The organism is Dehalobacter sp., assembly GCF_030063005.1.
Taxonomy (GTDB): Bacteria; Bacillota; Desulfitobacteriia; order Desulfitobacteriales; family Syntrophobotulaceae; genus Dehalobacter; species Dehalobacter restrictus.
In genome coordinates this window covers 20,264-42,708 of the sequence record NZ_JAPDHR010000035.1, presented here as the reverse complement: position 1 = coordinate 42,708, position 22,445 = coordinate 20,264, and the positions used below count along the sequence as shown (strand labels likewise).

Annotated in this window: 22 protein-coding genes; 18 read left to right on the top strand and 4 right to left on the bottom strand. The window is 46.9% G+C overall.

Features of this window, described 5'->3' with window-relative positions:
• The first annotated feature begins 129 nt into the window (after window positions 1-129).
• Complete coding sequence (locus tag OKX56_RS10175) at window positions 130-615, top strand: DUF1003 domain-containing protein (RefSeq protein WP_019226499.1); 486 nt, start codon at window positions 130-132, stop codon at window positions 613-615.
• A gap of 68 nt (window positions 616-683) precedes the next feature.
• Here OKX56_RS10175 and OKX56_RS10170 read toward each other — a convergent pair whose 3' ends face one another.
• The gene (locus OKX56_RS10170; protein ID WP_019226498.1) at window positions 684-1,580 is read right to left on the bottom strand and encodes an RluA family pseudouridine synthase; all 897 of its coding nucleotides are present in this window, start codon (window positions 1,578-1,580) and stop codon (window positions 684-686) included.
• A 171-nt stretch (window positions 1,581-1,751) separates the two neighbouring features.
• Between OKX56_RS10170 and OKX56_RS10165 the strand changes: the two genes are divergently transcribed.
• The 4 genes from OKX56_RS10165 (at window position 1,752) to OKX56_RS10150 (ending at window position 6,483) form a co-directional block, all read left to right on the top strand.
• On the top strand, window positions 1,752-2,867 hold the full coding sequence (locus tag OKX56_RS10165) for an aminopeptidase (RefSeq protein ID WP_019226497.1): 1,116 nt from the start codon (window positions 1,752-1,754) through the stop codon (window positions 2,865-2,867).
• A 280-nt stretch (window positions 2,868-3,147) separates the two neighbouring features.
• Window positions 3,148-4,086, top strand: coding sequence for a D-2-hydroxyacid dehydrogenase (locus OKX56_RS10160; RefSeq protein WP_025205821.1), 939 nt, complete (start codon window positions 3,148-3,150; stop codon window positions 4,084-4,086).
• Between the two features lie 95 nt (window positions 4,087-4,181).
• On the top strand, window positions 4,182-5,765 hold the full coding sequence (locus OKX56_RS10155; protein WP_019226495.1) for a tRNA nucleotidyltransferase/poly(A) polymerase-related protein: 1,584 nt from the start codon (window positions 4,182-4,184) through the stop codon (window positions 5,763-5,765).
• A 55-nt stretch (window positions 5,766-5,820) separates the two neighbouring features.
• A complete protein-coding gene (locus OKX56_RS10150; RefSeq protein ID WP_019226494.1) occupies window positions 5,821-6,483 on the top strand; it encodes a flavin reductase in 663 nt (220 codons plus the stop codon).
• A 533-nt stretch (window positions 6,484-7,016) separates the two neighbouring features.
• Here OKX56_RS10150 and OKX56_RS10145 read toward each other — a convergent pair.
• Window positions 7,017-8,180 carry an aminotransferase class I/II-fold pyridoxal phosphate-dependent enzyme gene (locus OKX56_RS10145; protein WP_019226493.1) on the bottom strand — a complete coding sequence of 388 codons (1,164 nt, stop codon included), beginning with the start codon at window positions 8,178-8,180 and terminating at the stop codon, window positions 7,017-7,019.
• Window positions 8,177-8,674 (bottom strand): Lrp/AsnC family transcriptional regulator, encoded by a 498-nt coding sequence (locus OKX56_RS10140; RefSeq protein WP_019226492.1) that lies wholly within the window; start codon window positions 8,672-8,674, stop codon window positions 8,177-8,179. The genes OKX56_RS10145 and OKX56_RS10140 overlap by 4 nt, the downstream gene beginning before the upstream one ends.
• A gap of 260 nt (window positions 8,675-8,934) precedes the next feature.
• On the opposite strand from OKX56_RS10140, the gene OKX56_RS10135 reads away from it, so the two are divergent.
• The 6 genes from OKX56_RS10135 (at window position 8,935) to OKX56_RS10110 (ending at window position 12,162) form a co-directional block, all read left to right on the top strand.
• Window positions 8,935-9,372, top strand: coding sequence for a DUF3788 domain-containing protein (locus OKX56_RS10135; RefSeq protein ID WP_019226491.1), 438 nt, complete (start codon window positions 8,935-8,937; stop codon window positions 9,370-9,372).
• 172 nt (window positions 9,373-9,544) lie between these two features.
• Window positions 9,545-9,745 carry a helix-turn-helix transcriptional regulator gene (locus OKX56_RS10130; protein WP_019226490.1) on the top strand — a complete coding sequence of 67 codons (201 nt, stop codon included), beginning with the start codon at window positions 9,545-9,547 and terminating at the stop codon, window positions 9,743-9,745.
• Window positions 9,746-9,747: 2 nt separating this feature from the next.
• Window positions 9,748-10,179: a hypothetical protein gene (locus OKX56_RS10125; protein WP_019226489.1), complete on the top strand. Its 432-nt coding sequence runs from the start codon at window positions 9,748-9,750 to the stop codon at window positions 10,177-10,179.
• 31 nt (window positions 10,180-10,210) lie between these two features.
• Complete coding sequence (locus tag OKX56_RS10120; RefSeq protein ID WP_019226488.1) at window positions 10,211-11,197, top strand: ComEC/Rec2 family competence protein; 987 nt, start codon at window positions 10,211-10,213, stop codon at window positions 11,195-11,197.
• Between the two features lie 41 nt (window positions 11,198-11,238).
• Window positions 11,239-11,451 (top strand): DUF3006 domain-containing protein, encoded by a 213-nt coding sequence (locus OKX56_RS10115; RefSeq protein ID WP_019226487.1) that lies wholly within the window; start codon window positions 11,239-11,241, stop codon window positions 11,449-11,451.
• 135 nt (window positions 11,452-11,586) lie between these two features.
• Window positions 11,587-12,162: an HD domain-containing protein gene (locus OKX56_RS10110; RefSeq protein ID WP_019226486.1), complete on the top strand. Its 576-nt coding sequence runs from the start codon at window positions 11,587-11,589 to the stop codon at window positions 12,160-12,162.
• Between the two features lie 230 nt (window positions 12,163-12,392).
• Here OKX56_RS10110 and OKX56_RS10105 read toward each other — a convergent pair whose 3' ends face one another.
• Complete coding sequence (locus OKX56_RS10105) at window positions 12,393-14,315, bottom strand: aconitate hydratase (protein WP_019226485.1); 1,923 nt, start codon at window positions 14,313-14,315, stop codon at window positions 12,393-12,395.
• A 229-nt stretch (window positions 14,316-14,544) separates the two neighbouring features.
• Between OKX56_RS10105 and OKX56_RS10100 the strand changes: the two genes are divergently transcribed.
• The 7 genes from OKX56_RS10100 (at window position 14,545) to OKX56_RS10070 (ending at window position 22,362) form a co-directional block, all read left to right on the top strand.
• Entirely contained in the window at window positions 14,545-15,021 is a 477-nt protein-coding gene (locus tag OKX56_RS10100; RefSeq protein ID WP_019226484.1) for a tRNA (cytidine(34)-2'-O)-methyltransferase, read from the top strand.
• 107 nt (window positions 15,022-15,128) lie between these two features.
• Window positions 15,129-16,304, top strand: a complete 1,176-nt coding sequence (locus OKX56_RS10095; protein WP_019226483.1) for a glycosyltransferase family 4 protein — start codon at window positions 15,129-15,131, stop codon at window positions 16,302-16,304.
• Complete coding sequence (locus OKX56_RS10090) at window positions 16,301-16,996, top strand: metal-dependent hydrolase (RefSeq protein ID WP_019226482.1); 696 nt, start codon at window positions 16,301-16,303, stop codon at window positions 16,994-16,996. Before OKX56_RS10095 ends, OKX56_RS10090 begins: the two co-directional genes overlap by 4 nt.
• 191 nt (window positions 16,997-17,187) lie before the next feature.
• Entirely contained in the window at window positions 17,188-17,322 is a 135-nt protein-coding gene (locus OKX56_RS10085) for a hypothetical protein (RefSeq protein ID WP_015042999.1), read from the top strand.
• 16 nt (window positions 17,323-17,338) lie between these two features.
• Entirely contained in the window at window positions 17,339-17,557 is a 219-nt protein-coding gene (locus OKX56_RS10080) for an alpha/beta-type small acid-soluble spore protein (RefSeq protein WP_019226481.1), read from the top strand.
• An 80-nt stretch (window positions 17,558-17,637) separates the two neighbouring features.
• Entirely contained in the window at window positions 17,638-18,945 is a 1,308-nt protein-coding gene (locus OKX56_RS10075) for a DRTGG domain-containing protein (protein WP_019226480.1), read from the top strand.
• 3 nt (window positions 18,946-18,948) lie between these two features.
• The gene (locus tag OKX56_RS10070) at window positions 18,949-22,362 is read left to right on the top strand and encodes a DNA polymerase III subunit alpha (protein ID WP_019226479.1); all 3,414 of its coding nucleotides are present in this window, start codon (window positions 18,949-18,951) and stop codon (window positions 22,360-22,362) included.
• Window positions 22,363-22,445: the final 83 nt, after the last annotated feature.

The following is a 22,445-nucleotide window of genomic DNA, read 5'->3' as shown; positions in this document are numbered from 1 at the left end:
ATAATTTGAGTGTGAATTTTAGCAATGACTTTTTTAGCAATGGCTTCGATCATAAAAACTTGTTTTGGCTTTAGAAATTGATTATGATAGGAAAAGAAGATTTACAGTGAACTTGAAGAGGGTGAATTCGTGGAAAACATTGAAAATAAAACCATTGAGGAACTTGCCGAAGCCCGTCATTCAAAAAATACCTTTGAAGTACATGAGGGAGGTCTTTCTTTTGGTGAAAGGCTGGCGGATAAGCTTGCAGACTTCGCAGGCAGCTGGACCTTTATCATTATCTTTATTTCCGTCCTTTTATCCTGGATCGTGCTAAATACCATACTTCTATTCGGTCATGCATTTGACCAGTACCCTTTTATTCTGTTAAATCTTGTGCTATCCTGTATCGCTGCAATGCAAGCGCCGGTTATTATGATGAGTCAAAACAGGCAGGAGAATAGGGACCGACTAAGAGCAGAGCATGATTATGAGGTTAACCTGAAATCGGAGATCCTGATTGAGGAAGTACTGAAACGTTTAGATGTAATTGAAAAAAGACAGGAAGACATACTTCAGACGTTACAGCGGAAGTCGGAAATCACACAAAAAAATTCTGAAAATTGTACGAAATAAATCATCAGATTTAGCTGTTCTTTTGATTCGGGAACGAATACCGCGCTGCCAAATGGCAAGGAGCGGTATTATTTTTTACTTTGGATAAGCATAGCGATATCCGCTGGCACCGGAGCCTGGATTTGAAGAGGCTGCATATTTAAGGGATGCGTGAAACCATAGCTATAACAGTGCAGGGCTTGCCTTTGCATATATTTCATACTGCCGCTATACAAATCATCTCCCAAAAGGGGATGGCCGGCGGCCTGGGCATGCACTCTGATCTGGTGCGTCCGACCGGTGACCAGGGTGAATTCCATCAGGGTATAGCCCGGGTAATGCTGCAGCGTTCGAAACAGCGTCAGCGCCGACTGTCCGTCCGGATGAACTTCCCGGACAATCTTGCTGCCCGACTTAAGCCGTATCGGGAGGGGCCATTCACCCTGTTCCAAAGGGAAATTCCCTTCCACAATACCGAGATATTTCTTTTCAACTTTGTTTCTGATAGAAAGGGCGGCCAACTGCTGGTGGGCATAGCGGGATTTGGCGATCAGCACAACGCCGGACGTATTGCGATCGATCCGCGAGACTGGCCGGAAAGGCCTGGTTTCACCTTTGCTTTCCCAGTAACCGACCACCGCATTGGCGAGCGTTCCGGTCCGATACCTCGAGTTGGGGTGGATGACCTGGCCGGGCGGCTTGTTGACCGCGAGGAAGATTTCGTCTTCAAAGAGAATCTCAATAGGCAGCGTTTCTCCGGAGACCGTTGCCGGCTCTTCTTCCAGGATATTCACGACAAGGGTCTGTCCTGTTTTGCCGCGGGCAGTCAGATAGGTGAATTTGCCGTCAATCCAGACATTTTCGCCGACTTTCAGCTTTTGCAGCACCTTACGGGAAAAATGGAAGCGCCTTAGAAGTATGTCCTGGTATTTCCTGCCGTCATCTTCGGGCGTTAAAGTGTATGTGAATAATTTATTTGCATTCATGTTCTTCTCCTAATAGAATAAGCATTATCTGATAGACATATATTATGATTTAATAGAATAGTTTAGCAAGATGTTGCGTAAAGAAATAAAAAATATATTATAATAACTATAGTAAAAATTAACCAATATGGGTCAGGCAAAACGAACAAGCAGAAAAGAGGTAACTACAGCATGAATGATCAGAGAATAGACGTATTGGCCAAAAATTTAATCCATTATTCCATTGAGTTAAAGGAAGGCGAACATATCCTGATTGAGCTATCGGGGCTGGAAATTCCTTTAGCCCGGGCGCTGGTCAGAGAGGCTTATGAAGCCGGCGCGCAGCCTTTTCTTAATATTACGCATCATACCCTGCAGCGTGAAATATTAAAAGGGCTTTCAGTCGAACAGGCTCAAAGCCAAGCAAAGTGGGAAGTCGCCAGAATGAAGGACATGCAGGCTTATATCGGAATACGCTCGGGAGAAAATATTAACGAGCTGGCCGATGTCCCTGCGGATAAAATGCAAATCTACATGAGCCATTACTCGAAACCACTCCATTCCGAGCAAAGAGTCAAGCATACCCGCTGGTGTGTACTTCGCTATCCGAATCCGTCGATGGCGCAGCTTGCTGAGATGAGCACGGAAGCTTTTGAAGATTTTTACTTTAAAGTCTGCAATCTGGATTATTCCAAAATGTCCAGAGCGATGGATCCGCTGAAAGAACGGATGGAAAAGACCAACATGGTAAGGATCGCAGGGCCTGGAACGGATCTTTCTTTTTCAATCAAGGGGCTGCCAGCGATCAAGTGCGACGGCAAGATGAATATTCCTGACGGTGAGCTTTTCACAGCGCCGGTCCGAGATTCGGTCAACGGCATCATCACCTATAACACCCCGGCTGTTTATCAGGGATTTACGTATGAATCCATCGTACTGGAATTCAAAGACGGCAAAATTATCAAGGCTTCAGCCAACGATACCGAAAGAATTAATAAAATTCTCGATACCGATGAAGGTGCGAGGTATATCGGTGAGTTTTCGTTCGGCTTTAACCCGTACATTCAGAAGGCGATGAAAGATACATTGTTTGATGAGAAGATCGACGGAAGTTTTCATTTCACCCCAGGTTCGGCCTATGACGAATGCGACAATGGCAACCAGTCCGCAGTCCATTGGGATCTGGTATGCATCCAGAGACCGGAATACGGCGGCGGAGAGGTCTATTTTGACGGGGAACTGATCAGGAAAGACGGCAGGTTTATGCCAGCGGAGCTGCAGGTCCTGAATCCTGAAAACCTCAGATAACGTATCGAGTACAACATTCTTAAATTCTTTACTCAAGTAATTTCATACAATCCTGACCCCATATTAAGTCTGGGTGCCACAAGTTCCGGCGTCAAGCGGAGCATGGATGCGGAGCGCGGCAGTTTGACGGCCACGGATGGCCTAATGTCGCGATGCCATGGATGGCAAAGAGCGACTCGCCATGGAGGGTGCTATTTGCCGAAAGCGGAATTGTGGCCCCCAGACTCCCATTACAAAATACGAACCAACCATACAACAGGAGCAAGAGGAGAGAAAAGTAATGAAGATCCTGAGCAGTATAAAAATATCGGATGATCTTTTGGAAAGATTGCTGGCAATTCGACCGGGTGCTCAGATCGTTCAGGTGAGGGACTTTACAGAGCCAGACCCGGAAGCGGATGTACTGCTTACGTATGGCTGGGATATCAAAGAGGATACCATTAATCTGTATCCGAATCTCAAATGGATTCAAACCTTAAGCGCAGGGGTCGATATGCTGCCTCTGAACAGGCTTGTTTCGAGGGGCGTCATGCTGACGAATGTCAAAGGCGCCCATAAGATCCAGATGGCCGAGCACGTCATCTGGAGTATCCTGATGCTCTTAAGACAGGGCAATACATTTGTATCACAGCAGGAACAGAAGATATTCAGCGCAAAACCGAAGATTTCCGAAATGTACGGCAAATCGGTCTGCATCGTGGGGGCAGGTACCATTGGCAAAGAGATTGCCAAGCGGTGCGGGGCTTTTGGGATGACGGTTTATGGCGTATCACTTCATGGCGGTCAGGACCAGGCTTTTGAAAAGATCGTGCCTCTGGAGGAAATGCCCGGGATTCTGGCGGTCAGTGATGTTGTCGTTGTCGTCCTGCCGCTGACACCGGAAACGAAGGAACTTGTCAATGCAGACTTTATCCATCAGATGAAGGACAGAGCATTATTCATCAATGTGGCCAGAGGACAAGTCGTTGACGAGGATGCCCTGATCGAAGCACTTAAAAGTAAAAAGATAGCCGCGGCGGCGCTTGACGTATTCAGGAAAGAGCCGCTGCCGGAAGACAGCCCATTCTGGGAACTGGATAATGTCTTCCTTACGCCGCATATCGGCGGTAGGACGGTTCAAACCTCTGAACGCATGTGGGAAGTGTTTCAGACAAATCTGGCCAAATATCCTGACTCCGGTCAAATGATCAATATTGTAGACTATAGGGCAGGGTATTAAAAAAACACGTGCTTGAATATAGAACGCTTAACTAAGTAGGAGCTTAGAATATTGAAGCGCGAGAAACGGGCATAAAAGAGATCCGGAGGAGTCCTATGAATGACTTCCAGAAAAATGTTATCGAACGATTGTCCCGCCATACCCGCATCTGGATCGTAGGAGGAGCGGTACGTAACCAAGTCCTGGGACTGGAGTCTCCGGACATGGATTTGGTGTGCGGGCTGAGCCCTGAAGAAGTCCAAGATATCCTCCGTGAGCAAGGCTTCTCCGTTCAGATCATTGGCAGGCATTTCTCGACAGCCAGCATTTTTACGGAAGGTTCCAAAGTGGATGTCGTGCAGGCCGAAGAACTAGAGAAAGATGCCCAGCGCCGGGACTTTACCATTAATGCGATTTATCAGGATCCGGTGTCGGGGGAACTTTATGACCCGATGGAAGGCAGAAAGGATCTGGAAGCCAAAATTCTTAGAGCCTGCGGTAAGCCTGATGAACGGTTCCGGGAAGATCCTGTCCGTATTTTAAGGATGGTCAAATTCGCGGTGAAGTTCTCGTTGGAAATCGATCCCGATACCTGGGAGCAGGCAACGGACCATCTTTCTTTTCTGAGCAGCACATCCCGGGAAAGAATTACGGCGGAACTTGCCGGGATTCTTGTTTTGGCCGAGGCTGAAAAGGCCGTGCGGATGTTGGACAGAATCGGCTACTGGGATATGTATTTACCTGAGTTGGCCAGGCTGAAGGGTCTTGAACAGAATCAGTACCATTCCCTGGATGTCTGGGAACATACCATGGCCGTATTTCGGAATACCCCTGAAGATCTTTATCTGCGTCTGGCAGGCCTGTTTCATGATTCCGGCAAGTGGGAAGTAGCTAGCCGGGAATGCCATGTATCCGGGACGCTAAAGTTTGCCGACCAGAACTACTTGCTTGAGGGATTTAAAATCGTTGGGACAAGAGGACCCCGGGAACTGGAATATAAGCTGAAGTCTTTAATTGGAAAAAAGATTCGGATCCTTGGAGCAAGACTGGACCAATACCCGGAAATTGTGCAGTTTAAAAAGGTCATAGACGGTGAACCGGCTAATTTTGGTCTTATCTACGTCGAAAACGGCAAACGACATTTCCTGACACATGAAGCGGCAAGCGCCAGGCTTCTGGCCGATGTCCTTAAACGCTATACATTTTCAATGTTTTTTGACGGGATCGGCAAAAAACAGGAACAGAACCTTATAAAACTTGTTGAGAATCATATGCAGGCAACACTCGTATTCATGCCGGAGTTCAGAGGAGAAATTGCCAAGCGGCCTTTCAAGAACAGAGTGGCGGAGCTCGTTTGGAAAGTCTGTTGGGACGGCAGAAACTTTGAATTAAAGAACATCCATGATTTCTTGATTTTATGGAAAGCAGATTATCAGGCCGGAAAACTTCATACCACTACTCAGAACAATATTTTTGAAAGAATTTTTGCCGAATTGATTGCGGTGGCTTTGTGGCAGAAAGAAAACCTGATGCAGCTTGACTGGAAACTATTCCGGCAGTATGCGATGCAGCAGGGATTAAGCGGCTCGAGTCTCGGAACCTTTAAGGATCTTGTCCGCAAAAGAGCCATGGAAGAGATGAAGCCGGAATTAAATCATGCTTTTCTAAAAAAAGTATATTGGGAGTTTAAAAATCTGTAAAAGCAAGTTATAATGATTATAAATAAATTATTGTTACAAAAGGGAGCGTGGAGATATGAAATGGCGCTGTGTTGTTTGCGGCTACATACATGAAGGAGATAATCCTCCGGAAGCCTGTCCGGTCTGCGGTGTCGATTCCAGCAACTTTGTCAGGGTGGAGGAGGAACCGAAGCAGGACGAAAACAGCAAGGACGATTCCGTCAAGAATGCCGAAGCTGCCATGACGAGTCCTGCTCAGACCGGATTAAGTCCCGAGGAGAAGATTGTTAAAGCGGTACAGTCCATTTCCTACGGTTTGTTTATTATTACGGCGGCCGCTAACGGCAAAGACAACGGGCAGGCAGCCAATACCTGTTTCCAGATTACTTCCGATCCCGTGCAGATTGCGATTGGTATTAATAAGAAAAACTTCACGCATGAACTGATCATGCAAAGCGGCAAGTTCGGCATATCCGTTCTGGACCAGAACGGACATGACCTCGTTAGAAGATTTGGCTACAGGTCAGGCAGGGAGTTCGATAAATTTGACGGAATCAAAGCGCACCGCGGATCGTCCGGCATTTTGCTGCTTGATGAAGTGCTGACCACCGTGGAGGCAGAAGTCGCGAATTCGATGGATACCGGCACGCATACCTTGTTTTTGGGCAGAGTCACAGCAGCCGAAGTCCGTGGCAGCGGTGAGCCGATGACATATGCTTATTTCAGAAAGACGAAGTAAGGGTGCCGTCAAGCCTTCCGCTGTGATTCTTCGGTATGAGATAATTCCCGGATTCTAAGAAACCTTACACGTGTAAGGTTTCTTTTTGCAGGGAAATAATACTCCTTTAGGGGTGGCTGTTTTTGTAAATAAAATAAATATCAAATAATTACTTTAAATGATATACAGTGAGACAAGACTATATCAGATTTTGTAAGCCTCCGTAATGGTGTAAGTGGACTGCACCCCATTTGTTTTCAGTATACCATGCTGTCTAACAAATGGGGTACCAGTGCACAACAAGGGGAGGTTAACGTAAACCATGGAGGCGGATTGTCAGAGAATTGGCAGAATAGTCTGAGTGTCACCAAAAGGATATCATTAAGGCCGTGTCTGAGGATACGATTAAAAATTGCCGTTTTTGGGATTTGACTACACTAGTGTAATTAATCTTAAAACAGCCGAATTTTTAAACAGAGGCTGAGATTGAAAAGAAACCTTACACGTGTAAGGTTTCTTCGATCAGCGAATCAAATAGGTAATGTCACTCTGGTTCAACTTATTCTTTTCTTAACAAACCGGGCCATTCTTGTTAAGGCTTCCTGCAGCTGCTGCGTTGAATACGCATAGGAACAGCGGACATGTCCTTCGCCGGCCGGGCCGAAAGCCGTACCCGGAACGACGGCGACTTTTTCTTCCTTCAGCAGCTGTTCAGCAAATTCTTCGGAGTTTAATCCGGTAGCTGTGATGTCGGGGAAGACATAGAAAGCGCCTAAGGGTTCAAAGCAGGTAAGGCCCATTTCTCTGAGACCGTGGACCATAATTCGGCGGCGGCGGTCATATTCCATCACCATTTCCTGTTTGGCCGTTTCTCCGGATTTCAGTCCTTCCAGAGCAGCAATCTGCGCCATAATCGGGGCGCACATAATTGTGTACTGATGGATTTTCAGCATGGCCTGGATCAGGTCAGGATGGCCGGCAACATAGCCGATCCGCCAGCCTGTCATCGCATAGGCCTTCGAGAAGCCGCTGACATGAAGCGTGCGGTTCCACATGTACGGTAAAGTTGCAAAGGGTGTATGTTCTCCGCCGTAGTTAAGGTCCGAATAAATCTCATCGGAAATGATGATCAGATCGTTTTCAGACGCAAACCGGGCAATCGGCAGCAGCTCTTCTCTGGTCATGACTGCGCCGGTGGGGTTATTTGGATAAGACAGAACCAAAATCTTGCAGTTTGGTGTATAAGCCATCTGAAGGTCTTCAACCTGCAGACGAAAATCGTGTTCTGCGCTTGTTGTAACATAATGAACCTCTGCGCCGCTGATTTCCGCACAGGCGGCATAAGCCACAAAGGAAGGATCCGGAATCAGCACACCGTCGCCCGGCACGATCAAAGCGCGCATCGCCAGATCAATCGCCTCGCTGGCGCCGACGGTGATAAGGATTTCCTGATCAGCATTATAATTTAAGCCTTGATGTTTGGCCATATATTTGGATAATTCTCTGCGAAGCTCGACCAGACCCGCGTTGCTGGTATACATAGTCTGACCCTGTTCAAGAGAAAAAATAGCGGCTTCTGTCATGACCCAGGGAGTCGCAAAATCCGGCTCTCCGACACCGAGGGAGATTACGCCTTCCACGGTGGCGGCCAGGTCAAAAAACTTTCGTATTCCTGATGGCTTCAGATTTAAAGCCAGTGGTGATAAGTATTGCTTCATGGCGTTATCATGAGACGCTGCGGTCTCTCTTCCTCTCCGTGAAATTCTATGCCATCCTGCTTATACCTGCGCAGAATAAAGCGAGTCGAAGTTGACTGAATCACATCCAGCGGGGATAGTTTATCGGAAACAAACTGGGCGATTTCATGCATATTATGGCCTTCGATAATTAAACACAGGTCAAAATCTCCCGACATCAGATAGACTGATTTGATCTCACTGAATTTTTGGAACCGCTGGGCAATTTTATCGTAGCCATTGCCGCGCTGGGGCAGGACTTTGACATCGATTAATGCAGTAACCCTGTCTTCTTCCAGCTGGTCGTAATTGATCAGTACACCGTATTTGGCAATGACCTTATCATCTTCCCACTGCTTGATCTTCTTTTTAATATAATCCGCTGTCAGGCCAGTCTGAACCGCTAAGTCTTCCGCAGTCAGACGACAGTCCTGGGACAGGATATGAAGGAGGCGCCGATCATCTTCGGACAACATTCTCGAAAACTCCTTTCTGCGCTTCTGAATTGATATTATTAGATTATAATAGCATAAGAAGACAGCAGATAACAACCTCATCCTAATGATTTTTCTAATTTTCTTACCTCTTTTTTGTAAGATATGTTAAAATATAGCTGTATTCCACGAGACAAATCATAGAAGTTGCACTTCGGACAATACACGAAGTTATGGAAGCAGACCAAGAGGGGAAATTTGTCCATATCTGATTTCTGTCAGAGTTACAGGAGGGACTGCCAATGCAGTGGTGTGATCTGTTTAATGTAAATCACGAACCATCTTTTGAAGATATTAAGCAATTTATTGGTAAAGGTGAACCGCTTTGGTCGGAGCTGCTTTCCTATATTGAAAAAGCCTACCAGGTGAAGCCAAAAACGACTTATAGCAAATGTTCCGCCCAGCCAGGCTGGAATGTTAAATATCAAAAGGGCAGTAAATCGTTATGTACGCTTTATCCGATGGAGGGGTATTTTATTACGCTAGTCGTAGTTGGAGCCAAAGAGGAAGAAGAGACAGAAATGGCGTTGGGTACATTTACGCCATTCGTGCAAGGCCTGTATCTCAAAACAGCTTTTTCCTGTGGCGGACGTTGGTTAATGATCAAAGTAGATGACAAGTTAGTCCTTGATGATGTAAAGAGCCTAATTGCCATAAGGGTAAAGCCCAAAAGGTGTTAGCGGAAGGGCATTAGGTCATTACCCGGGGTCAAATTGACTATATTATCCCATGTATTAATTTTTAACAGGTTTAGAGCACCTGTTATTTTTATGGAAAGTTAACTTTACATTCTATCTAGAATATGTTATATATATGGAAAGTAAACTTTCCATAAGCGTTAGGAGTGAGTCTATGAATAACAGATTAGAAGAAATACGCAGGCAGCGAGGAATAAAGCAGGAAGAGCTTGCCGCGGCTTTGGAAGTATCTCGACAAACCATAGGTTCACTTGAAAATGGACGGTATAATCCATCCATCATCTTAGCATTCAAAATTGCACGCTTCTTTGGGATGAATGTTGAAGAAATATTTATTTATGAGGGGGAAGAATAAATATGACAAAGAATATGAAAGCAATTGGCTTTTCCATTTTAGGAATATTATTAATTGTAATAGGGTTCGTTTTGATAAAGGCCATTCATGAACCACAAAGAAGTATGCAAGTCTTGCCATACGTCTGTGTTGGTATTGGATGCGGACTATTTGGTCACCATTTAGGAAAAATCATTAGCAGTATGGCGCTGAAAAATTATCCGGATGAGGTTAGGAAAATAGAAATTGAGCAAAATGATGAAAGAAATCTAACAATTACCAATAAGGCCAAAGCTAAGGCTTATGATAAAATGATCTATGTATATGGCGCGATAATCCTGGCATTTGGTTTAATGCAGATTGATTTGATGGCGATTATCATATTGGTTATTTCATATTTATTTGTAATATTCTCAGGTATCTATTACAGATCAAAATATGAAAAAGAAATGTGAAACGATCATCATTGTATGAAAAGGGAGCTCAATGAAAAAGCAAAAAAGATTACTTCTAACGATTCTTTGTCTAACCGTGCTAGTTTTACTTGGTTACAGCTCACTGAACGGCAGCTCACCGGCTTTTACGGATCAGTTGCGGCAGACAGCGACTGTGGTCGAAGATCAAAAAGGTACGCTGCCGTCAAATCCGGATTCCTCCAATACCGGCTCAGGTGCGGATATTGCTTCAGTCTCAGGCACCCTTCAAGTCCATTTCATTGATGTCGGGCAGGCGGATTGTATTCTAATCAAAACCCCTTCGGGAAAAACCATGCTGATCGATGCAGGGAATAATGAAGATGCAGAAACGGTTACCTCGTACATAGAAAAACAAAAAATAAGTAAACTGGATATTGTCGTTGGCACCCATCCTCATGAGGACCATATCGGGGGTCTTGATGCCGTAATCGATACCTTTAAAATCGGGCAAGTTATCATGCCGGGCAAAACCCATACGACTAAAACGTTCAAGGATGTACTTAGCGCGGTGAAAAATAAAGGCCTCAAAATAACATCGGCGAAAACAGGTGCTAATCTGGACTTAGGGGACGGTATGACTGCCGTTGTACTCGCTCCGAACGGTTCAGATTATGAAGATCTGAACAATTACAGCGCTGTGATCAGGATAGCATTCGGCAGCACTTCTTTTTTATTCACCGGTGATGCCGGAGAAGTGTCAGAGTCAGAAATGCTGCGGAATGTGAGCATGTATGCTCTGAAGTCGACAGTCCTAAAAGTTGGGCATCATGGCAGCGGCGATGCGACATCCGAGCCCTTTCTGGATCTGGTAGACCCCGAATATGCAATGATTTGCGTCGGGAAAGAAAATGATTATGATCATCCTGCACAGGAAACACTGGATAAGCTGAAGAATAGGGGCGTCAAGGTATTCAGGACAGACCTGGATGGGACGATTGTTGCGGTATCCGACGGATCAGAAGTGACATTTCATACGCTGGCGATTACATCAAAATAATGAGACTAATGGGTTTGATTATCCAAAAAGGTGGCATCAAAATGAACGGTGTTATTGATCGTTTCGAAGGCAGCGTCGCCGTGGTGGAGTTTGACGGCAACAACAGAAAGAATATTAACCTCACTGATCTTCCTGCGGAGATTAAGGAAGGCGATGTCGTCGTATTTAATGATGGTAAATGGCAGCTTGATCAGAATCAAACAGCCAGACTGAAAGCGGAAATTGATATACTGGCCCGTGATGTGTTTGAGTAGTTGTCTGATCGTTGTCTAATCGTTGTTGGGATAATGGTAAAAAAACAGGAAATCCTACATTCTTGACTGGACAGGATTTCGAAAAAGCGTTAAATTGATAGTTGATTATTTTGGGGTTAACCTTTAGGAGGAAGAATGAACAAAGTATTCGCCGCAATAGACATCGCAGCAAATGCCCATAAGAGTCAGTTCAGGAAAGGGACCAATACGCCCTATATTACACACCCGTATGCAGTTGGGATGATCCTGCAGAAAGAAGGATGTGCGGAAGACATTGTTGTTGCTGGCATCCTGCATGATACCGTTGAGGATACCATCATTAATCTGGAATATCTCCGCAATAAATTTGGCAACAAGGTTGCCCTGATCGTAGAAGGGTGTTCAGAACCGGATAAATCGCTGCCGTGGGAAGAACGCAAAGAACATACCATTGAATACCTGAAAACGGCGATACCGGTGATCAAGGCCGTAGCCTGCGCCGACAAGCTGCATAATGTTCTGACGATGCTGGAAGACTATCAAAAAGAAGGCGAGAAGCTTTGGACGCGGTTTAACCGGGGCAGAGAGAAGCAGGAATGGTATTACCGTAATCTCGTGCAAAGCTTTATGCATCCTCCGGTGGATGATGATTTTAAGAAGCTTTATCTTACATTTGCTAAAGCCGTCAGCGATCTTTTCGATCCCAAACCGGACAATATATCTTTTATTTGAACAAGATTAGTATTTAAACAAGAAGAGTATCAAGAAAGAGTATTGGATCCAGATAAAAACCCGAAGTTCAAGGAGTTATGATTCCTTGGCCTTCGGGCTTTCTATCGCATGTAATAAGTAATAAGATCACAGTGTCATGGCTAATTTTCCCCCTGCTTTCTCTTCCTGAGCAGCATCTTTTGGCCATTCAAGGATTCAGAGCTCCACAAGCAGGACAGCTTTTCAAAAACTTATTTGCCGGCTTCTTTGGTATAGTTCAGTAAGCCTCCGGCTAGGATGATTCCAATCTGGCGTTCAGTCAGGTTATGGCTGACCCTGATGGAAGCATTTCTTCCGCTTAACAAGATATCAAATTCTACGGAGTTTGATAGGGCTTCAGTCAGATTTGTAAAGATAAGCTTGCTGTCGTCCTTAATCAGGTCATAGTCACTCTCATTGACAAAAGTAAGCGGCAGGATGCCAAAATTAATTAAATTAGCTTTATGAATCCGGGCAAAGCTCTTGGCCAGGACAACTCTGACGCCGAGGTACATCGGAACCAATGCGGCATGTTCGCGGCTGGAGCCCTGACCGTAGTTCTGTCCGGCCACAATAATGCTTTGACCAAGCTGTCTGGCTCTAGCAGAGAATCCGGCATCAATCTTGCTATAAACATATTCGGAAAGAGCAGGAATATTGGATCTGAGCGGCAGTATTTTGGCGCCTGCAGGCATGATATCGTCTGTGGTAATATTGTCATTCAGCTTGATTACGACGGGAAGTTCCAGATCCGGCGTAAGCTTCGGAGCAATCGGCAGTGCTTTAATATTTGGGCCGCGCACGATGGCGGTGTCCGGAGAACCGGGAGGAATAATCAGTGAATCATCGACCCGGAAATTTTCCGGCATCGGGATTTCAACAGTGGGGCCCAGCGTGCGGGGATCGGTAAAGTAACCTGTCAGCGCACTGGCAGCAGCGACTTCCGGGCTGACCAGATACACGCCAGCGTCCGCAGTTCCGCTGCGTCCTTCAAAGTTGCGGTTAAAGGTCCTTAAGGAGACGGCGCCGGAAGAAGGGGACTGTCCCATGCCGATGCAGGGCCCGCAGGCGGATTCCAATATTCTGGCTCCGGAATCAAGAAGAGCGGTCAGCGCGCCGTTATTGGCCAGCATAGTCAGAACTTGACGGGAGCCCGGAGCGATCACCAGGCTGACGCTCGGATCGACCACTTTGCCTTTTAAGATGGCGGCGGCGGTCATCAGATCGCGGTAGGAAGAATTCGTACAGCTGCCGATCGCTACCTGGTTGACTTTGATATTCTTTAACGAGCTTACAGCGACGACGTTGTCAGGCATATGCGGCTGAGCTGCAAGCGGTTCCAAGGCAGAAAGGTCGATGCAGATTTCCTCATCGTATACCGCATCGGCGTCAGCTTCAAGCGGAATCCAGTCGTTTTCGCGGCCCTGGGCTTTCAGAAAGATCCGGGTCTGTTCATCGCTCGGGAAGACGGAGGTCGTTGCACCGAGCTCGGCACCCATGTTGGTGATGGTAGCTCTTTCGGGGACACTTAACGTAGAGACGCCAGAACCGGCATATTCAAAGATCTTGCCGACACCGCCTTTGACGGACAGGCGGCGCAGGACTTCCAGAATGACATCTTTGGCGGACACCCAAGGAGCTAATTTCCCGGTTAGATTGATTTTGACGACTTTCGGGTCAGGCAGATAGAATTCGCCGCCGCCCATGGCTACAGCAACATCGAGGCCGCCGGCACCCATGGCCAGCATGCCGATTCCGCCGCCGGTAGGGGTGTGACTGTCCGAACCTAACAGGGTTTTACCAGGTTTTCCGAAACGCTCCAGATGGACCTGGTGGCAGATCCCGTTGCCGGGACGCGAAAAATAAACACCAAAGCGGGAAGCGCAGCTTTGGAGAAAGGCGTGGTCGTCAGCATTTTCAAAACCGGTCTGCAGGGTGTTGTGATCGATGTAGCTGACGGATAATTCTGTTTTGACTCTTGGAATGCCAACGGCTTCAAACTGAAGATAAGCCATGGTTCCTGTGGCATCCTGAGTTAAAGTCTGATCTATCTTGATGCCGATTTCTCCTCCGGCCCCAAGTTCACCGGAGATGAGATGGGCGGATAATATTTTTTGTGTTAAATTTTGTTTCATATTTCTTACCCCTTTATTTAATTTATGATCCAACTTTATAATATAACAGAATGAGCCTGATTCATCCAGTATAACAAAAAAGTATACATAATATAGCAGATTTTTTTAAGGATATGGGTAGATTTTTTGCGGTGTGAATATTTCAACGTTCATTTTTCGTTGTTTTCGGGTTATAATATAGCTGTTGTGTTTATTTAATTGGATTTAAGAGCAGTTTTTGGAGAAAATGATGATGACGGACAGCAGGTTAAACATTGTACTAGTTGAACCCGAGATACCTCCCAATACTGGAAATATTGCCAGATTGTGCGCAGCGGTTCAGGCTGACTTGCATTTAGTGAAGCCGCTCGGCTTCAGTATTGACGATAAGCATTTAAAAAGGGCAGGACTCGATTACTGGCATCTCTTAAAGGTACATGTTTATGAAAATTTTAACGATTTCGAAACCCAGAACGCTGAAGGTCAGTTTTTTCTGGCCACGACCAAAGCGTCTAAGTTTTATACAGATGTGGAGTTTCCAGACCGCTGCTATCTGCTTTTTGGACGGGAAACGAAGGGGCTGGCACCGGAAATTCTACAGCGCTATCCGGACCGGCAGATCCGCCTGCCGATGAGAAAGGATGCGAGGTCCTTAAATCTGTCCAATTCAGTCGCGGTGATTGCGTATGAGGTTCTGCGTCAATGGGGCTTCCCAGGCCAGGTGTGACGGCCACGGATGGCCTAATGTCGCGTTGCCATGGATGGCAAGGAGCGACAAGGTTACGGATGGCCTAATGTCGCGATGCCATTTAACTCACCATATCCGGAGGTAGTATGCTTTCTTATTTATCAACATTTTTACTGGCAGTCCTATTTGCTTTGATTTTAACACCCATCTCCATTATCCTGGCCAGAGAATGGGGTGTGATGGATTATCCGGGCGAGCGGAGAATACATAAGACCCCGATTCCGCGTCTCGGCGGTGCTGCGATTTATCTGGCTTTTTGGCTGGCTGTTTTTCTGATGGTAGCCGTGAATAAAATGCTGATCGGACTTTTCCTCGGCAGCACAATTATTTTTGTGGTCGGCATCTATGATGATGTAAAAGGAATGAGGCCTCTGGTCAAACTGCTCTGGCAGATCCTAGCCGCGGTGATTCTGATCTTTTTTGGTATGGCAGTCCCGCATATTACACTGCCTCTATATGGAGTCGTCCAACTAGGCTTGATCGGCAATATCTTTGCCGTGCTATGGATTGTCGGTTTGGTCAATGCTGTGAATATATCCGACGGTATGGATGGCCTCGCTTCGGGTATTTGCTTTATTGCGGCGATCACATTATTCTGGTCCGCAACCATCCGTTCAGCCTATCCGGGGGCCGATCTTCTGATGCTGGCCCTGAGCGGCGTAACGCTGGGCTTTTTGTTCTATAACTTTAATCCTGCTAAAATCATTATGGGTGATTCCGGGAGCATGTTTCTCGGCTATATGATCGGATCAGTCTCCATTTGGGGTTTGCTGAAAACCGCTACAGTACTCGGTTTGGTTTTCCCGTTGCTGGTGCTCGGCATGCCTTTGATGGACATGCTGTTTGCGATCATCCGGAGGAAGTGGAAAGGACATTCGATCGTCCGGGCAGATAGGGGACACCTTCATCACCGGTTGCTCGATACTGGCCTGAACCAGCGCCAGGCAGTGTTTGTTCTATATGGAATCAGCCTTTGTTTCGGGCTGGCGGCAATTTTCTCCGCCTATGGACACTGGTACATCGCGGCGATTCTGGTGGTCATTGACCTCGGCATTATTTTGCGGATTATGTTCAGAAAGTTCCGCCTGCATAACTGGTACACGGTGACAAGACCGGTTTCTGCAGACATGGAAGATAAGAAGGACGTGGAGAAGGATGACGCGGGAATGCAGCAAAAAACGGAAGAGCAGAGTCAGGCAGAAACGCAGAATCCAGAAGAGCAGAATCAAGAAGAAAAGATCAAAATGAGGAATAAAGTATGAATATTATCTTTCACGGACATGCCTGTTTTGAAATCCAGTCTGACGCAGGTCGGCTGATGATAGATCCATATTTGCGGAAGAATCCGAAAGCAAAGGTCAAACCGGCTGATTTTAAAGCGCTCGATGCAATTCTGGTCACGCATGGTCATAGCGATCATTTGGGAGACGCAGTCGAACTGGCCAGGCTGACCGGGGCAGTCCTGATCTCTAATTTTGAACTATGCCGGTATGCGGAGACCTTTGGGGTGAGGATTCATCCGATGCATATCGGAGGCAAGCACGTCTTTCCATTTGGAACTGTAAAGCTGACTCAGGCCATTCATGGTTCCGGGATCGAGCAGGCTGACGGAACCTGTCTGTATGGTGGTTTGGCCTGCGGTTTTCTGCTTCAGCTCGAAGGCAAGCGGCTTTACCATGCCGGGGATACCGGTTTGTTCGGGGATATGAAGCTTATTGGCAGCCTGACAGAAATCGATCTGGCTATGCTGCCAATCGGGGATAATTTTGTGATGGGGCCGGAAGATGCGGCCGAAGCAGCTCAGATGCTCCAGGCCAAAGTCGTGGTTCCGATGCATTACAATACATTTGAGGAAGAACAGCAGGATGCCAAGGCCTTTCTCGCGCTGCTAAGCAGAAAAGCACCGGAGAGCAAGGGAATGATTCTTGAGCCGGGACAGTATATGAAGTTATAGAATCAAAAGGACATTAATGCAGTGCTAAATCATATCAAGAAAGCTGGAAGACAAAGAAAATTTATGATATAAAAACCGATATTGATCATAAGATTAGACAAATAGATGTGTTTTATAGAAAATCCTGTAACCCTTACAGGATATTTTTTGCTTTTCAGGGCAAAAATAGACTGTAAGGAGATGAAAACAGAATGAGAACCAAAGATTGCGCGAAAGAATGCATTTATGCTGTGGACGGCGTCTGCCGTCTGGAAAACAACCATGGGCTGAAAACCCCCGAATGCCCTAACCGGGACGGTTCACTGGCCGCAGTCTCCATACTCTGAACAGGAGTGTTAAAGCATGAGAGAAAACATCACCAAGAAAAACACAGGCAATACGAAAAAAAAGGATAACAGGAAGAAGAGACCAGACTTCATTGAGGAAATGAAAATGGAGATTGCTTCGGAACTTGGCATCATCCAGCAGGTCCAAAACGAGGGCTGGGATTCCCTGTCTCCGAGAATTTCCGGGAAAATAGGCGGAAAGTTGTCTCAGAGATTAAAACGGATTAATAAATAAAAACTACTATATAACAACAATTAGTTCAAAGCCTCACCATGTGATATAATTAATGAAAAAAACAGGTGAGGCGTTTTTATTTGACAAAGACAAAGCATCAGCAGATTCTTAATTTTATTGAGGATCTCGACATAGGGAGCAAGGTATCAGTCCGGTTTATTGCCAAAGAGCTTGATGTCAGCGAAGGGACTGCTTACCGCGCAATTAAAGAAGCGGAGAACAAAGGGTTTGTCCGTTCGATCCCGAAGGTTGGGACGCTGCGGATTGAAGGGGTCAAAGAAAAACAGATTGAAGATCTTACGCTTCAGGAAGTAGCCCAAATCGTGGAAGGGCTTGTTATCTGCGGAGAGAACAGGCTGACGGAATGTCCGAATAAGTTTATTATTGCGGCGATGGAACTGAAAGATTTAGCGCGTTATCTGGAAGAAGGCGCGCTTTGTATCGTCGGCAACAGGACAGATGCCCAGCTCCTTGCCTTGAAAAATAATGTTCCTTTGCTTATTTCCGGAGGCCCGGGACCTACGGAAGAGGTCGTGGCGCTGGCCAAGAGCCTGAATTCGGTGATTATCATTTCCCCGTATGACACCTTCGTAGTTACGACGATGATCAACCGGGCGCTTTTTGACAGGCTCATCGGCAAGGAACTATTGCTCATTGAAGATATCATGGTCAAGGATGCGAAGGTTCTGGAAGACAGTGCTACGATCGGAGACTGGTATAAGCTTTCGCAAAAGACCGGACACAGCCGCTTCCCGGTCATCGATAACCAGCACAACCTGCTCGGCACTGTGACCGCGGTCGATGTCGCCGGCGAAGGCGTCGAGGTCAAGATCACCAAAGTCATGAACAGGAATCCGCTGACCGTCGGAAGAGACGATCCGGTTACCCATATCTCCCGCAAAATGGTCTGGGAGGGCTGGGAGATTGCGCCCGTACTTGAAAACGGCAAGTTGATCGGAATCATAAGCTTGCAGGATGTACTCGAGGCTTTTCAGCAGATCCAAAAGCAGCCTCAGTTCGGCGAGACCGTGGATAATCTGGTTTTAAGCGGCTTTGGTTATGTGGAAGAGTCTGAATACCTGACCATTCGGGGCGAAATCACGCAGTTTATGGTAAATGAATTTGGTTCAGCCAGCTGCGGTGTTCTGGTAACCCTGATGAATACGGCGGGTTACATTGCGCTCCGAAAAAAATACCGCTTGGATGCGATCACGGAAAATTTCAGCTTTTATCAATTCCATCCGGTTCCGGCCGGAACAGTCGTCAGCATTTCGGCCAGACTGTTGCTAGTAACAAAAAAGAACTGCAATATTGAGATTGAAGTTTTCAATGATAACGGAGTCCTGGCTAAAGGGATGATGACAGCCCGGATGGGGGATAAAAGATAGGCTATGTTCACACATCTTCATGTTCATACCGAATACAGTCTTCTGGACGGCGCGGCCAGAATCAATGACCTTGTACATTCTGCTGCTGAGCTGGAAATGCCGGCGCTTGCGATCACTGATCACGGCGTGATGTACGGCGTGCTGGATTTTTATAAAGCCTGTGGCAAACAGGGAATCAAGCCTATCATCGGCTGTGAGATCTATATGGCTCCCGGAAAAAGAACGGAACGGGTCCTCGGCAAAGATGACAAGAACTATCATCTGGTTCTTCTTGCCGAAACGAACGAGGGCTATCAGAACCTGGTGAAAATTGTTTCGCAGGCCAACGTGGACGGTTTTTATTACAAACCTAGGGCCGACAAGGAGCTTTTACAGCAGCACAGTAAAGGTTTGATTGCATTGAGCGCCTGTCTGGGCGGGGAGATCCCGGAGTACCTGATGCAGGACAATCCGGCCAGAGCCAGAGCGGCCGCGATGGAGTATCTTGATATTTTCGGTCCGGAACACTTTTATCTGGAGTTGCAGGATCATGGCATCACCGATCAGAGAAAGGTCAACGCCGGCCTCTGGGACCTGCACCGGGAGACGCGGATTCCGCTGCTTGCGACCAACGATGTCCATTATATTCGGAAAGAAGATGCGTCGGTTCAGGATATCCTGCTGTGCATCCAGACCGGAAAGACGCTGGCTGACAGCTCCAGGATGAGCTTTGAGGGCAGGGAGTATTATCTGAAAAGCAAGCAGGAGATGAATTTGCTTTTTGGGGAGACGCCCGAGGTTTTACGCCAGACGAATGAGATTGCGGAGCGCTGCAACGTCAGCTTTTCGTTTGGCCAGCATTATCTGCCGGTCTACGAGGTTCCGGAAGGCTGCACCCTGGACGAGTACCTGCGGGAATTATGCTGGAAGGCGTTCCCGGTATTCTACCCGGAGGAAACGCCGGAACAGCGCGAGCGGCTGGAATATGAGCTTGGGATTATTACCCAGACTGGTTTTTCCGGGTATTTTTTGATTGTGTCCGATTTCTGCCGGTATGCCCGGGAGCATGATGTTGCAGTCGGTCCGGGGCGTGGTTCAGCAGCTGCGAGTATGGTTGCGTACTTGCTTGGCATCACCTCCGTGGAGCCACTGCGCCATGATCTTCTTTTTGAACGTTTTTTAAATCCGGAAAGGATATCCATGCCGGATATTGATATCGACTTTGACCCGGAAGGCCGGGAAAAAGTCATCAAATATGTAACAGAAAAGTATGGGGAAGAGAAGGTTTGCCAGATCATTACGTTTGGTACCATGGGTGCCAAGGGCGTGCTGAGGGATGTCGGAAGAGTCCTGAATATACCGCTCAGCAAAGTCGATAAAGTCGCCAAAGCGGTACCGTATGAATTGGGCATGACGCTGGAAAGAGCGCTGGCCGTTTCTCCTGAATTGCAGAAAATGGTTAGGGAAGAAGAGGAAATCAAAAAGTTGTATGAGATTTCCAAGTCCCTGGAGGGGATGCCGCGGCATGCTTCCACGCATGCTGCCGGCGTCGTGATTGCCAGGGACGAATTGACCAGTTACCTTCCACTTCAGAAAACCTCCGACGGGCTCTTGATGACGCAGTTTCCGATGAAAACGGTTGAGGAGATCGGACTGCTGAAGATGGATTTCCTGGGTCTGCGGAACCTGACGATCCTGACCAAAGCGCTTGCAAATATTGAACAGGCCCGCGATATCCGGCTTGACCTGAACCATTTGCCGCTCGACGACCAAGCGACGTATCAGCTGCTTTCCGAAGGGAACAGTACAGGTGTATTTCAGCTGGAAAGCGGTGGCATGCGGGCCATCTTAAAAGATTTGAAGCCCAATTGTTTTGAAGATATTATTGCGGTAAACGCGCTGTACCGGCCCGGTCCGATGGAACAGATTCCGGAGTTCGTGCGCCGGAAGCATGGCGGGCTGATCAAAGTCCTGCATTCAAAAATAGAAGAGATTTTAAGACCGACCTACGGGATTATCGTCTACCAGGAACAGGTCATGCAGATAGCTCAGAATCTTGGCGGATACTCTCTTGGACGAGCAGATCTTCTGCGCAGGGCCATGGGAAAAAAAGACAAGAAGATCATGGCCGAAGAAAAGCAGAATTTTATCTACGGCCTGCAGGACAGCGGCGGTGAATGGATTGTGCCGGGAGCGCTCCGTCTGGGTATAGGTGAAAAGGAAGCTGAAGAGATTTTTGATCTGATGGCCAAATTTGCCGAGTACGGATTCAATAAGGGGCATGCCACGGCTTATGCGATGATCTCATATCAGACAGCGTATCTGAAGGCGAATTATCCGCTCGAATACACTGCAGCGCTGCTGAGTTCCGTAATCGGCGCATCAGATAAAGTCACTTTTTACATTCAGGAAGCCAGGAGCAGCGGCATTGAGATTCTGCCGCCCGATGTCCAGTACAGTTACCGGGATTTTACCATAGAACACGGAGCGATACGTTTCGGGCTCGAGGCGATCCGCAATGTCGGGACACAGGTGGTTGACAGGATCATCGCCGAAAGAGCTAACGGCCCGTTTGCGTCGTTTTATGACTTTATTGTACGCATGGATGCTAAAGTTCTAAACAAACGAACCCTTGAAAGTCTGATTAAGGCCGGCGCGTTTCAGTCACTGTGCAGCCGCGCTCAGGCTATGAAAGTCCTGGATCAGGCCCTGGAGCTGGCCCAGAACCGGCAAAAGGACAACGAATCCGGCCAGATGTCTTTGTTTGATCTCGACCAGGACCTCGATGAAGGGTTGCGTATGCCTGAAATACCGGAATTCAGCGAGAGCGAGATCCTAAAGATGGAGAGGGAGTATATCGGTATTTATCTCACAGCCCATCCGCTTTATTCCGTGAATGACCTATTAAGGAAAATCACGAGTTCAGAAATTGCGGCCTGTCTCGAAAGTGCGGAAGAAAAAAAGGTCATTCTGGGTGGGATAATAAATTCTTATCGGCAAACAATAACGAAAAAAGGGGAAATGATGGCTACCTTCTTACTGGAGGATCTGACCGGAACGATTGAGGTTCTGGTATTCCCCAGATTGTTTCCGGAAGTTGTCAGGATGGACAACGACCATATTGTGGTTGTTCACGGTCGTTATTATGTGAATGAAGATGAAAAGAAAATATTTGCTGAAAAAGTTCTGCCGATCGAGGAATGCAGCGTCAAACCGGATAAATTGTTTCTGAAGATTCCAAGCAATCAGGATACGGAACTGACCGATAAGATCCTGGCAATCCTTGGGGCATTTCGCGGAACGCATCCTGTCTATTTCTTTTGCCAGGATAATAAGAAGACCTTTGAGATAAGTCCAAATTATTTTGTCAGGCCATCTGAAGAGCTTGACAGGGCGCTTATTGCGCTTTTGGGAAATGATCAGGTAAGATGGCAATAAAAATTTGTTGGAAGAGGCAGGATATTGTTACTTTGGGGCGAATCCCATAAATAGATTTTATGACGCTGAGATATTTTCTGAAC

What these genes read in the sequence shown, in the direction of transcription:
- OKX56_RS10105 (WP_019226485.1), bottom strand. Translation starts at nt 14,315, where the DNA reads ATGAAACAAAATTTAACACAAAAAATATTATCCGCCCATCTCATCTCC.
- OKX56_RS10090 (WP_019226482.1), top strand. Translation starts at nt 16,301, where the DNA reads ATGAATATTATCTTTCACGGACATGCCTGTTTTGAAATCCAGTCTGAC.
- OKX56_RS10080 (WP_019226481.1), top strand. Translation starts at nt 17,339, where the DNA reads ATGAGAGAAAACATCACCAAGAAAAACACAGGCAATACGAAAAAAAAG.
- OKX56_RS10120 (WP_019226488.1), top strand. Translation starts at nt 10,211, where the DNA reads ATGAAAAAGCAAAAAAGATTACTTCTAACGATTCTTTGTCTAACCGTG.
- OKX56_RS10095 (WP_019226483.1), top strand. Translation starts at nt 15,129, where the DNA reads ATGCTTTCTTATTTATCAACATTTTTACTGGCAGTCCTATTTGCTTTG.
- OKX56_RS10165 (WP_019226497.1), top strand. Translation starts at nt 1,752, where the DNA reads ATGAATGATCAGAGAATAGACGTATTGGCCAAAAATTTAATCCATTAT.
- OKX56_RS10085 (WP_015042999.1), top strand. Translation starts at nt 17,188, where the DNA reads ATGAGAACCAAAGATTGCGCGAAAGAATGCATTTATGCTGTGGACGGC.
- OKX56_RS10115 (WP_019226487.1), top strand. Translation starts at nt 11,239, where the DNA reads ATGAACGGTGTTATTGATCGTTTCGAAGGCAGCGTCGCCGTGGTGGAG.
- OKX56_RS10145 (WP_019226493.1), bottom strand. Translation starts at nt 8,180, where the DNA reads ATGAAGCAATACTTATCACCACTGGCTTTAAATCTGAAGCCATCAGGA.
- OKX56_RS10170 (WP_019226498.1), bottom strand. Translation starts at nt 1,580, where the DNA reads ATGAATGCAAATAAATTATTCACATACACTTTAACGCCCGAAGATGAC.
- OKX56_RS10100 (WP_019226484.1), top strand. Translation starts at nt 14,545, where the DNA reads ATGATGACGGACAGCAGGTTAAACATTGTACTAGTTGAACCCGAGATA.
- OKX56_RS10070 (WP_019226479.1), top strand. Translation starts at nt 18,949, where the DNA reads ATGTTCACACATCTTCATGTTCATACCGAATACAGTCTTCTGGACGGC.
- OKX56_RS10130 (WP_019226490.1), top strand. Translation starts at nt 9,545, where the DNA reads ATGAATAACAGATTAGAAGAAATACGCAGGCAGCGAGGAATAAAGCAG.
- OKX56_RS10140 (WP_019226492.1), bottom strand. Translation starts at nt 8,674, where the DNA reads ATGTTGTCCGAAGATGATCGGCGCCTCCTTCATATCCTGTCCCAGGAC.
- OKX56_RS10135 (WP_019226491.1), top strand. Translation starts at nt 8,935, where the DNA reads ATGCAGTGGTGTGATCTGTTTAATGTAAATCACGAACCATCTTTTGAA.
- OKX56_RS10110 (WP_019226486.1), top strand. Translation starts at nt 11,587, where the DNA reads ATGAACAAAGTATTCGCCGCAATAGACATCGCAGCAAATGCCCATAAG.
- OKX56_RS10155 (WP_019226495.1), top strand. Translation starts at nt 4,182, where the DNA reads ATGAATGACTTCCAGAAAAATGTTATCGAACGATTGTCCCGCCATACC.
- OKX56_RS10160 (WP_025205821.1), top strand. Translation starts at nt 3,148, where the DNA reads ATGAAGATCCTGAGCAGTATAAAAATATCGGATGATCTTTTGGAAAGA.
- OKX56_RS10150 (WP_019226494.1), top strand. Translation starts at nt 5,821, where the DNA reads ATGAAATGGCGCTGTGTTGTTTGCGGCTACATACATGAAGGAGATAAT.
- OKX56_RS10125 (WP_019226489.1), top strand. Translation starts at nt 9,748, where the DNA reads ATGACAAAGAATATGAAAGCAATTGGCTTTTCCATTTTAGGAATATTA.